This window comes from uncultured Ruminobacter sp. (assembly GCA_902764345.1).
Classification (GTDB): domain Bacteria; phylum Pseudomonadota; class Gammaproteobacteria; order Enterobacterales; family Succinivibrionaceae; genus Ruminobacter.
Genome location: CACWVT010000005.1, coordinates 52,533 through 64,694, shown reverse-complemented (window position 1 = coordinate 64,694; position 12,162 = coordinate 52,533). Strand labels below are relative to the sequence as shown.

Genomic DNA, 12,162 nt, shown 5'->3' with positions numbered 1-12,162 from the left:
CGGAGCTACGTTGAGAGTGCATATTTTTACTTTTGTTGTTTGTTAGTTTTAAAAATTTCCTTTGGTACGGGATCAAAACCGCCTTTACATAAAGGATTACACCTTAGTATGCGGTATGCTCCCAGTATGCAACCCAAGAAAAAACCATGTATTATAATTGCCTGTTTGGTATATTCAGAACAGCTGGGATAAAATCTGCATTGATTTCCAATTACATGACTGAGAGTTTTCTGATACAGAACAATCAGTCTGCAACCTATTTTCTGGAGCGGATTGAGATTGTTTTCCATAGCTTTTTAAGAAGTTTGCTGAATTCCTGATTATCGATTTTCAAAAAATCGGGTTTAATAATACAAACATAATCAAGATTTTCTAATTCCGAATAGGACGTCCTAAAACTTTCTCTAATAAGTCGTTTTGCCCGGTTACGCCAAACAGCTCTTTTCAAAGCCTTTTTAGGAACAATCATGCCTAATCTTGGAAAATTTAGGTCAGAATTTTTTGCAAGAATGGTGATATAAGGCGATCCTGCTCTAATAGGATCTTTGAATACATTATTGAAGTTTTCGGGAGTTAGTAACCTAAACTCCCGAGGAAAATTCTCTTTAGTCATTAACAGTAGTTAAACGAGCACGACCCTTTGCACGACGACGAGAAAGTACCTTACGACCATCAGCGGTCTTCATACGGTTACGGAAACCGTGGGTACGCTTACGCTTCAAAACTGAAGGCTGAAATGTACGTTTCATAATAAACTCCCATAGATTTAATGGTTAATTAACCTAAACAAAATAATTATTTGTGGTGCGATTATATAGAGTTAGACATTAGTAGTCAAGACAGAAAGAATAAGAAAATCACATTTTTATGGTATGTAAAAGGCTGTTAATTACTTTTGATATGTGTATAAGTGCTAATACCATTGTATAAGAATTATAGATAAATATTAAACAAATTTATTTAAATATAACAATAATACAAATGTGAATAAATCAATAGCTACGGGTCACAAATGGCGTTAAAAGATTATAATTGGTAAAAATATATATTATTTTTATAAAAAATAACTAAAAGTAATATGTGTGATTATATATCAGCATAAAAATGCTTTTCTGATTGTGGATAAGTCCATATTCTTGATGTATAATCCAATACTGCTTTTCATGTAATTCATGCCGGTTTTTTTTGATTTATTCCGGCTGGTTTTTACGTCAAATAGCAGGTCATACATATATTAATAAGAGGATGTATTTTGGCTAGTCTGGAACTTTGGGAAAACGTGAAAAACTACCTGTTTTCCCTGCCTTTAAACAGGTCCATTGCAAAGTTAAAAATTTTTTTGAGAACGGCAAATGTTGTCATTCAGGACAACACTTTCTCAATTCTCGTGCCAAATAGAATGATCAAGGGACTGCTTGTCAATGAATTCATGGACTCCATAGTGGAGGCGGTTCGCTATGTGTCAAACAAGAACTTTATTGTTGCAATAGAAGTACAATCTGAATTCAGTGTCAATAAAAGCGTAAATCTTGCATCTCCAGTTCGTATGAACAATCCTGGTTCGGTGATAAGACCACAAGCTGAGACGGAAATGGTACATTATCATGATAATGGCTATAACCAGATGAACAGTGGTCGTCAGAGTCAGATGAGTGGGACTCGTGACGGTATATCAGCTGGATCCGGGGTTACAAACAATCATCAGTATCAGGGCGGTTATCAACAGCAGATGATGCGTGGAAGCTATTCTGAACTTCCTGAAATGAAGGCGGCAGATATTCTGCCAAAAAATGTCATTGCTCAGGATGTGAATATTGTTAATGATAGCCAGGGTTACGATTATTATAACGACGTTGAGTTGAATCCTCTTTATGATGAAACTTCATCAGGTGGAGCTGAACAGCCTCTGCCTGTTGGTTCTTCATCTCTTGAATTGGATGAGTTTAAAAATAATATTTTTTATAAGTCCATTGTTATTCAGAAAGAGAAAAACTTTGATAATTTTGTTGAAGGACCTACCAACCAAAAACTCGTAAACATAGGTAAGCTTGTTGCTCAGGATCCGGGTAATCCGCAACGTAATCCTATATTTATTCATGGTGATTCCGGTCTTGGTAAAACTCATATTCTGAATGCTATCGCAAATGAGGTAGCCAATAAATATCCTGAGAAGAAAATTATCCTTGTAACACTTGATAAGTTTTATCAGGATTTTTTACGTGCTGTTAATGAGTACAAGCGAAACGGTGGCATAAACTCAACCACTTATAAAAGCTACAAGTCTTTTTACAGGAGTGCTGACCTGTTCCTCATTGATGATATTCAGCAGCTTGAGAATACTACCGGGATTACTAAAGAATTTGTCACTCTTTTAGATGAAATTATTTGTTCTAACGTACAGCTTGTATTTGCAGCAAGTTCTCATCATTCTGAATTTCGCAAGCTTGATAACCGTATAAGAAACAGATTAGCTGCCGGCGTGAGTATTAAGGTTGAGCCTCCTGATAAGGAAACAAGAGAGCGTATCATTGTTGAAAAAATTAAGGAAATGAACCTTGCTTTAGATAATCAGAGCGTTGTTTTCCTTGCGAATAAGTTCCAAACTAACGTCAGAGTGTTGGAAGGTCATATCAAGACTATTGCTGCATACGTTATGGGAACATCAGGTGATAACAGGATTAAAACCATTACCGTTGATATTGTTAAGGAAGCTTTGAAGGATGCGTTAAATGCCCATGCAAAGCTGCAGACTGTGGATAACATTAAGCAGGTTGTTGCTGAATATTATGGTATTTCCGTGAAAGATATAGATTCATCCGCAAGACCTAAGCAGATTGCATATGCAAGAATGATGGCAATGGCTCTCGCAAGAGAACTGACAAAGGGGAGCTATCCGAGTCTCGGTAAACAGTTTGGCAACAAAGATCATTCAACGGTAATTAATGCATACAACAAGGTTACCGATAAGATTAATAAAGAAAATGATCCTCAATATATGGAAGACTGGACAAATCTTAAGTTGCAGTTAACCGAATAATTTAATAAGGAGGAAGTAATAATGTTTAAGTGCAGTATAGGTAGAGAAGATTTACTCAAGCCTTTGGGACATATATCTGGTGTTGCTGGCAATACGGTGAATAATCCGATTACTTCAAATGTTTTGATGGAAATTTTGCCTAATGATGGTTCAACCATCAAGGATGCCAAGTACAAGCTTCGTATGGTATGTACCGACACTGAAATCCAGATGTCAACTGAGGTTGGTTTATTCTGCGATGATATCCAGGAAGGCAGAATTACTGTAAATGTTAAGATTCTTCTTGAAATTCTTAAGAAGTTACCTGATGGAGCCTATGTAAATTTTACTGAGGGCAATACAAATGATCAGCTTGTTCTTTCTTCAGGCAAGTTTAAATCTAACATGGTAACTATTGATGCTGAATATTTCCCGGCAATAGAATGTCTCGATAATCTTTATGAATTAAAGATTGAGTTAAATGAACTTTTGAATGTTATGAAGACAACCCAGTTCTCCATGGCTGCTGAAAGTTATCGTGTATTCCTGAAGGGGATGAGATTTGCTGTTGTCGGTAATGATAATATGGGACTTGATATCATTACTGCTGATGGCCATAGAATGAGTCTTCAGAAGGGGAGGTTGGTAGAGCCTTGCATCATTCCTGATAATCTTGATGATAACGGCTTTATATTCCCTAAGAAGGGTGTTGATCAGTTAATAGCAATGATGTCAGCAATGAAGGAATCTGCTGATGACAATACGATAGTCACATTGAAAATTAACAAGAACAGCCTTCAGACTACCGTAAATGGTATTTCTATGCTCAGTATTTTAATTGAGGCAAAGTACCCTGATATTACGTCTATTCTTCCAAATAATTGTAACAGAGTTCTGGTGGTTGACAGAAAGCTGTTCCAGGATACTATAACTCGTGTATCAATCATGAGTAATTCCCTTAACAAGGCCGTAGAAATGGTTCTTAATAATGGATTGTTCACTATTAAGGCAAAGAACAGTAACCATGAAGAAGCCAAGGATGATATAGATTATGTAAGCTATACAGGTGATAATTTCGAGATAGCCTTTAATTCAGATTATCTTAATAACATCTGTAGGGTTATTTCCACTTCAAAGATGAAGATTTCTTTATCCAAATCATCCAATAATCTTTTAATTGAGCCTATGGCTGATGAGAATGAAGAACAGAGTTATGCAAGATATATTGTAAGCAGAATCATTGTTTAAATTTCTGTTATTGTTCTGATTGTATATTGCAAAAGGTGTCAGCTGTTATAATTCTTGAACAGCTGACATCTTTTTGTTTTAATGTACTCAGACACTGAATTACTTCTCATGTAAAAATCGATATCACTATCCAGATATGTACATACACAAAGTAAAATTAATCAATTTTAGGAATTTTATCTCATCCACCGTAACGGTGGGGAAGGGGATTAATTTCTTTTACGGTGATAACGGGTCAGGTAAAACTTCTGTATTGGAAGCTATTAATTATCTATCTCAGGCCAGATCATTTAGGGCCTTAAAAAATTCATCCATTATCAATTATGATGCTAAGGAATTTACTTTATTTTCAGAACTGTTTAGTGAATCAGCTGATTTAATCTCTAAACTTGGAATAGTAAGAGAAGTTGGAGGGGATATAAAGGTAAATTTTAACGGTTCACCATTAAATCGCGTTGCTGATTTAGCAAACAATATATGTATTCAGGCGATAGTTCCTAACGGCCTGTCATTATTGGAGGCCGGGCCGGGAATAAGACGAAGTTTTGTTGATTGGGGATGTTTCTATCATTTTCATGATTTTTCAGATATCAGTACTGATTTTAGAAAAATTATCAAACAAAGAAATGCCTTATTGGCAAGTAAGTCTTCAGCAGATTATCTCAATTATTGGAACAATTGTTTTGTAAACATATCAGAAAAAATCACAGGGAAGCGTACAGAATATTTAAGTATATTTAATAATTATATTAATGAGATAACTCATAGATTTCTTCCCAATATAGAAATTTCTCTAGAGTTAAATCCTGGACATAAAACGGATTCTGAGGAATTTATATCTCAGCTATTAAGTCATGCAGGAAGGGAATATGCCATGGGGTATTCTTTATTCGGTCCTCAAAAAGCTGATTTAATTATCAAAGTTAATAATAAACCTTCGCTTGATATTCTCTCAAGAGGTCAGCAGAAGCTTCTTGTCATAGCATTAAAATTGGCACAGGGAACGGTATATCAAAAACTTATGAGGACCAACTGTGTTTACATAATAGATGATCTCGGAGCAGAGTTGGATAAAAACAGTGTTGATAAGGTATTTGAACTAGTTGATGAATTATCTGATGATAATCAGTTTTTTATTACCAGTTTAGAGAATAATTCTGATTATGTAAAATCCAAATTCTCTAAAGAAGTAAAAATGTTCCACGTGGAACATAATGATATTTCTGAGCTGATTTTGTAATTGGATAACAAAGCCGCAAAGTCCACTTTTTATAGTATGATACCGATGAAGTAGGGAAGGGGACTTCTGTTTTTCTTGGTAAGTAATTGCAGAAATAATTTCAAAACTACGATGGATTACATACATAATTATATGTCTCCTCTTGGTGAAATTACAGTAGCCAGTGACGGTGAATCACTAATTGGTTTATGGTTTAATTCTCAAAAATATTTTGGAAGTACTATTTCTTTACACTGCAGGCATGAGCTGGTTGATGTATTTAAGGATACTTTTAGGTGGCTAGATTTATATTTTTCTGGTAAACAACCTGATTTTACACCGAAAATATGTCTCAGATGCTCAGAATATCGTGCAGCTGTGCTTAATGAATTATTAAGAATTCCATTCGGAAAAACAGCAACATATAGTGATATATCTCATTCATTAGTTGAGCATAATATTATGTCAAAAGAATCTCCACGGGCTGTTGCAAATGCAATAGGGCATAACCCAATATCAGTTATTATACCGTGTCATCGTGTTATTGGAAAAAATGGTGACATGACAGGTTATGCCGGTGGTATAGAGAGAAAGATTCAATTACTTAATCATGAGTCAGAATATTCTTACAGAAGAAGCTTTATGACTGAATCAATGTTTCACGTGGAACATAATGTTTCTTAATTTATGTTATATGTTAATGGTGTGACCTTTACAAAATGAATAGTAATTACGCATTTGATGCGTAATTTACTCTCTTGATTAGTTGGTAAGGAAATATATTTTAAAAGTGAATATCAGCCAGATTATTAAAAACCAAGCATAATTACTAATGATATTGAATTACATTCAGGCCTAATTAAAATAAAAATTGGAAACCGAATCTGACAGGATTCAGTTTTTCTTGAGTAAATGTATAAGTCATACCATGATAATAAATTCCAATTGGCTGTAAATTTTTAAATTTATGTTTCTATACCTGAAACCCAGGTTGTTTGTTAATATGTAAATTCATTGACTAGTTGTTTCACGTGAAACAATCAATAATGCAGTCGCATCGTAATAATCTCAAATCACTGCATAAAATAATAACCTGAAATCGTGATAACGTATTTTATAAAGGTCTAGAGCTAATCATCACTATATTATAAATATAATATTATTTTGATATGTCTGGACATTGTTTCACGTGGAACATAAACAGACAGTTGATACATTTGTTTGTTTTTTGATTAGTTAGTATCGTGTGGTCTGGATTTTGGGGATAAAAGCAATAATTCTATTGAATTTTACGAATAATAGTGTAATATAAAGGAAATATAATTCAGTGCGTCTTTAGCTCAGCTTGGTTAGAGCATCACCTTGACATGGTGGGGGTCGTTGGTTCGAGTCCAATAAGACGCACCAGAATCAAATGTGTGAGGCAACCTGTGAGGTTGCTTTTTTTATTGTTAATACCAAAATGCATTTGTATTACAAAAGGGTACTAATGCGAACTCTCTAAATAAAATCCTGAAGCATTTGGTTTATAAAAAGTTGTCCCTTGTTGGAGATGACAATTTTATCCTCTAGAAGCGATACTAATCCTTCTGCTTCATATTTTTCAAATAAATGCCTTATATTCTCAAAACAGAGTCCGGTTAAGTCTTCGTACTCTCTAATTGGAATAGGAGAAAATAATCTGAGACGATTAAGAAAATATTCAAAGGTAAGGTCTTCATTTGATATGTGGTCATCAGTAGCATAAATATTACTAATTCTGTTCTCATTCATGCTCCTGATATATTCGCAGGTATTTTCGATTCGTGATTGTCTGTGGATGCTGTTACTCTCCGTGATTTTACTGTGAGCCCCTGAACCTGCGCCTAGATAATCTCCGAAAGTCCAATAATTGAGATTGTGTTTACATTCAAATCCTTTTTTTGCAAATGCACTAACTTCGTAATGTACATAGGAGTGTTGCTTTAGAAGGTCATAGCCTTCAAGATAGATTGAATCAATGATATCCTCTTTAGGTAGGGGAGGTATATTTCTGGCATAAGGAGTATCCTCCTCAATGGTCAGTTGGTACCAGGATATATGGTTGGGATTTAGTTTGATAACCTCATCAAGATCCAATATAGCATCTTTAAGATTTTGTCCAGGCAGAGAGTGCATAAGATCAATATTAAAGTTTTGAAAATATTTTGCTATATTTTCGGCAGCTATGATGGCTTCATTTCTGTTGTGTATTCTGCATAGCCGTGTAAGACTGTCATTATTAAGACTTTGTACTCCAAGACTTATTCTGTTAATACCTAAACGACGATACTCTCTGATGTTGTTCTCTGTAACTGTTCCCGGATTAGCCTCCATACTGATTTCTACAGAATCGGACAAACAGAAATTACGAACTATGGCGTCCATAATCGATTCAATCTGTTTAGGATTAAGAAGAGTCGGTGTACCTCCACCGATGTATACGGATTCTATTTTTCTTCCGGAAGACGCTTCAGAATATATGCTGAGTTCTTTTATTAAAGCACTGACATAATTATCCTGTACACCGTCAGTACCTATTTTTTCAGAAAAGAAATCACAATATGGACATTTGCGAATACAGAATGGAATATGTATATACAGGCCTAACGGTGGAATAATCATAGAGAATTAAACTCCATATTTTTTAAGGAGAACTTCTAACATATCTTTCATTGCCTGTCCCCTGTGACTGAGTTTGTTTTTTAGCTCTGGGGAGATTTCGGCAGCAGTTTGTCCTAGTATCGGAATTAAAAAGGATGGATCATAACCAAAACCATTGGTTCCTCTTTTTTCTAAAATAATTTTACCTTCCCACGATCTTTGACAAATTATCGGGGTTGGGTCCATTTCGTTCTTCATAAAAACAAGAACACACCAATAACGTGCTGTTCTATTACATTCCGGATACGCAGATACTTCTTCAATGAGTTTATTAAGATTTTCCTCGTCAGTTGCATTAAGGCCACTGTAACGTGATGAATAAACACCAGGTCTGCCATTTAGACAATCGACCTCTATACCGGAGTCATCTGCAATAGCCGGTAATCCAGAATACTTTGCGGCATTTCTTGCCTTTATAATGGCATTTTCAACAAAGGTTGTTCCTGTTTCATCTGCAGAAGGAACATTGAATTCACTTTGAGGTATAACCTTAATATCAGTAAATTGAAGCATTTTATTAAATTCTGCACACTTAGCTTTATTGCCGGTTGCCAGCACTATCTGTTTTTCTGAAGTATTCAATTTAAGTTCCTTGAAAAAAAACGTTATATCAGAATAAAATTCTGCAACTTATCGGTTAACTAGTATCAGGTTAGTATACGAACAAAAAAGACTAATTTCTACAAAAAAGGGAATCACAGTGTGTGTGATTCCCTTAGCGCAAGAGATATTAAATATTATGACTGGACTTCCAGAGTCTCTGTTTTAGCATTTTTGGGTTTATACTTGGTGAAATATCTCATCACAAGTATAAAGAAGATAGGTACAAAGAATACGGCAAGAACTGTTGCTGAAAGCATACCGCCGATTACACAGATACCTATTTCGTTACGTCCTGCCGCACCGGCTCCAGTACTGATGGCAAGTGGCAGCACACCAAGTATGAATGCAAATGATGTCATTAATATTGGGCGTAAACGAATGCGTGATGCTTCAATAACTGACTCAGATAAACGATGTCCCTTATCGTATAATTCCTTAGCAAATTCTACAATAAGAATTGCATTTTTGGCAGAGAGACCAATAGTGGTTAAAAGACCAACCTGGAAGTAAACGTCATTTTCAAGAGGCTTACTCCACGGTATCAGCCAAGGGAATAACTGAGTCAGATAAGCTGCGCCGACAGCACCGACGATACCTAGAGGTACAACCAGCATAACGGCAAAAGGAATACTCCAGCTTTCATATAATGCAGCAAGACAAAGGAATACGAACAGCAGGGAAATGGAATACAGTGCAACTGAGTTCGAACTTGCCTGCCTTTCCTGGAATGAAACGCCATTCCATGCAATGCTGTACCCAGGAGCATTTTCTTCCACAAGTCTTGTCATTTCATCCATTGCCTGACCGGTTGAAATACCATTTGCAGCTTCACCCTGAATTTCTACGGCAGATACACCATTAAAACGTTCAAGTCTAGGTGAGCCATAGGTCCATGATGATTTTGCAAAAGATGAGAATGGAACGAGTTTACCTTCATTGTTGCGGACATACCACTTGTTAAGATCGTCTTCACTCATTCTTGAAGATGCTTCTGACTGCAGATAAACCTTTTTAATACGGTTTCTGTCCATAAAGTCATCAATATAAGAAGAACCCCAGGCTGCAGACAAAGTGTGGTTGATGCTGCTTATTGCAAGTCCCTGAGACATAGCTCTAGGGTAATCAACATCAATCTTAAGCATAGGCGTGTCATCCATACCGTTAGCTCTTACGCGGGTCAGCAGTTTTGCTGACTCAGGAGAATTTGTTGCAGCTATAACTTGATTTCTGACATTCATCAATGCCTCATGACCATGTTGAGACTGGTCCTGAATGAACATGTCAAAGCCTGCTGCGGTACCGAGCTCCGGTATGGCAGGTAGGTTAAATGCAAACACCAGACCTTCACGTATTCCCATCAGGCGAGGGAATGCTCTCTGAACAATTTCTCTAACATGCTGGTCATTACGTTTACGTAAATCCCAGTCTTTCAGCTTGATGAAAGCCATGCCTGCATTCTGGCCGCTGCCTGCAAAAGAAAAACCTGCGATGCCCATTACTGATTCCACGTTCTCAGGTTCTTCATTCAGGAAATAATCACTAAGTTGGTTCAGAACTTCACGGGTTCTTTCCATTGTTGCGCCGGCAGGCAACTGAACCATTGCCATCAGCACACCCTGGTCTTCTTCCGGTACGAAAGAAGTTGGTATGCGCAGGAACATTGCTAAAGTCGCAACACAGATAACAATATAGAGAATAATGTAAGGGATTAAAGATTTGATTACATAATTCACTACTTTTACATATAAATCAGTACAGAATTTAAATGTTTGGTTAAACAGTGCGAAAAACTTATCCAGAGCGATTTTGCGCAGTTTATCTGCAAGAGTATCCTTTATTCTGGCAAGAACACCTAATGGACCACGGTAAGTAGGTTGGGTGTTTTCATCTTTTAATATTGTGGCACATAGAGCCGGTGTCAAAGTCAGTGCCGTAAATACGGACAGAGCCATTGCTGAAACAATGGTAATAGAGAACTGTCTGTAAATGATACCGGTTGAACCACCGAAGAATGCCATAGGAATGAACACGGCAGACAGGACCAAAGCAATACCAACGAGAGCTCCGGTGATCTGATCCATTGATTTCTGGGTTGCCTTGTATGGTGAAAGGCCTTCGGAGTGCATGATTCGTTCCACGTTTTCAACTACCACAATGGCGTCGTCTACAAGCAGACCGATTGCGAGTACAACACCAAACATAGTCAATGTATTGATGGAGAAATTAAACACTGACATGATGGCAAAAGTACCGAGCAGTACGACCGGAACCGTAATGGTAGGAATGATTGTTGCCCTGATGTTCTGCAGGAACACGTACATAACCAGGAATACAAGAATGATTGCCTCAAACAGGGTATGTACTACTTCGTTAATGGAAATCTTAATAAATGGAGTGGTATCGAACGGATATACAACTTCATAGCCGGCAGGCATATATTGTCTGAGTCTTTCCACTTCCTGTACGACTCTGGCTGATGTTCCTATTGCATTTGCACCTGATGCGAGGCGAATACCGATACCAGTCGTAGGCTGTCTGTTATATTCTCCGGAAAACTGGTAGTTTGAAGTTCCGAGTTGAACATCGGCAACATCCTGCAGCTTAACAAAAGAACCATCAGAATTCATGCGAATAATAATGTTTCTGAATTCTTCTGGAGAGGTAAGTCTTGACTGGCCTCTGATGGTATAGCTGTATACCTGTCCTGGAACAGCTGGCGCACTGCCGAGGGAACCGTATGTAACCTGAGCATTCTGCTGAACTATGGCTGATTCAACTTCAGCGATAGTTAAGTTGTACTTATTCAGCTTGTCTGGGGATACCCATACGCGCATTGCATATTCAGCTCCGAATACGGTAATGTCACCTACACCTTCAAGACGGCTGAGAGGTTCTTTCATTACGGAATGGGCGTAGTCTGCAAGGTCATATACTTGGATTGAAGGATCTTTAGAAATAAGACCTACAACCATGAGAAATGCATCGGTACTTTTTTTAACGTCAATACCGTTCTGCTGTACAACAGTAGGTAACTGGGAAGTACATTGATTGAGCTTGTTCTGTACCTGTACCTGAGCAATATCCGGATTGGTGCCAGGTTCAAATGTAATTTTGATTTCAGATGAACCGTAACCATCGGAAGATGAACTCATGTACATGTAACCGTCAAGGCCAATCATGTTCTGTTCTATGATTTTGGTAATTGTATTTTCAACAGTTTCTGCATTTGCGCCCGGATAGCTTGAGCGAATTGTTACTGTTGGTGGGGCAATGGTTGGATATTGTGATACCGGCAGGGAATTAATAGATAAAATACCTGCAAGCATGATTACTATTGCCAACACCCATGCAAAAATGGGGCGATCAATAAAAAAACGGGCCATTGGTTATTTCC

The 12,162-nt window shown here is 37.0% G+C and carries 10 protein-coding genes and 1 tRNA gene; 5 read left to right on the top strand and 6 right to left on the bottom strand.

What is annotated here, in order from left to right:
- Window positions 1-26 precede the first annotated feature (26 nt).
- Genes yidD through rpmH form a run of 3 tightly spaced genes read right to left on the bottom strand, consistent with a single transcriptional unit; the run spans window position 27 to window position 749 of the window.
- Window positions 27-290, bottom strand: coding sequence for a membrane protein insertion efficiency factor YidD (gene yidD / locus QZU58_RS02005; protein WP_294494309.1), 264 nt, complete (start codon window positions 288-290; stop codon window positions 27-29).
- Entirely contained in the window at window positions 257-613 is a 357-nt protein-coding gene (rnpA, locus tag QZU58_RS02000) for a ribonuclease P protein component (RefSeq protein ID WP_294494306.1), read from the bottom strand. Before rnpA ends, yidD begins: the two co-directional genes overlap by 34 nt.
- Window positions 606-749: a 50S ribosomal protein L34 gene (gene rpmH / locus QZU58_RS01995; RefSeq protein WP_031579871.1), complete on the bottom strand. Its 144-nt coding sequence runs from the start codon at window positions 747-749 to the stop codon at window positions 606-608. Before rpmH ends, rnpA begins: the two co-directional genes overlap by 8 nt.
- A gap of 503 nt (window positions 750-1,252) precedes the next feature.
- Here rpmH and dnaA point away from each other — a divergent pair.
- The 5 genes from dnaA (at window position 1,253) to QZU58_RS01970 (ending at window position 6,890) form a co-directional block, all read left to right on the top strand.
- Window positions 1,253-3,037 carry a chromosomal replication initiator protein DnaA gene (gene dnaA, locus QZU58_RS01990; protein WP_294494302.1) on the top strand — a complete coding sequence of 595 codons (1,785 nt, stop codon included), beginning with the start codon at window positions 1,253-1,255 and terminating at the stop codon, window positions 3,035-3,037.
- 21 nt (window positions 3,038-3,058) lie between these two features.
- Complete coding sequence (dnaN, locus tag QZU58_RS01985; RefSeq protein ID WP_294494300.1) at window positions 3,059-4,264, top strand: DNA polymerase III subunit beta; 1,206 nt, start codon at window positions 3,059-3,061, stop codon at window positions 4,262-4,264.
- A gap of 136 nt (window positions 4,265-4,400) precedes the next feature.
- Window positions 4,401-5,504: a DNA replication/repair protein RecF gene (gene recF / locus QZU58_RS01980; RefSeq protein ID WP_294494297.1), complete on the top strand. Its 1,104-nt coding sequence runs from the start codon at window positions 4,401-4,403 to the stop codon at window positions 5,502-5,504.
- Window positions 5,505-5,636: 132 nt separating this feature from the next.
- Window positions 5,637-6,167, top strand: coding sequence for a methylated-DNA--[protein]-cysteine S-methyltransferase (locus QZU58_RS01975; protein ID WP_294494294.1), 531 nt, complete (start codon window positions 5,637-5,639; stop codon window positions 6,165-6,167).
- A gap of 645 nt (window positions 6,168-6,812) precedes the next feature.
- Window positions 6,813-6,890 (top strand) — tRNA-Val (locus QZU58_RS01970).
- Window positions 6,891-6,983: 93 nt separating this feature from the next.
- Here QZU58_RS01970 and hemW read toward each other — a convergent pair.
- The 3 genes from hemW to QZU58_RS01955 form a co-directional block, all read right to left on the bottom strand.
- Window positions 6,984-8,126 (bottom strand): radical SAM family heme chaperone HemW, encoded by a 1,143-nt coding sequence (gene hemW / locus QZU58_RS01965; RefSeq protein ID WP_294494291.1) that lies wholly within the window; start codon window positions 8,124-8,126, stop codon window positions 6,984-6,986.
- Between the two features lie 6 nt (window positions 8,127-8,132).
- Complete coding sequence (gene rdgB / locus QZU58_RS01960) at window positions 8,133-8,747, bottom strand: RdgB/HAM1 family non-canonical purine NTP pyrophosphatase (RefSeq protein ID WP_294494287.1); 615 nt, start codon at window positions 8,745-8,747, stop codon at window positions 8,133-8,135.
- Window positions 8,748-8,902: 155 nt separating this feature from the next.
- Entirely contained in the window at window positions 8,903-12,151 is a 3,249-nt protein-coding gene (locus QZU58_RS01955) for an efflux RND transporter permease subunit (RefSeq protein ID WP_294494285.1), read from the bottom strand.
- Between the last annotated feature and the right edge of the window lie 11 nt (window positions 12,152-12,162).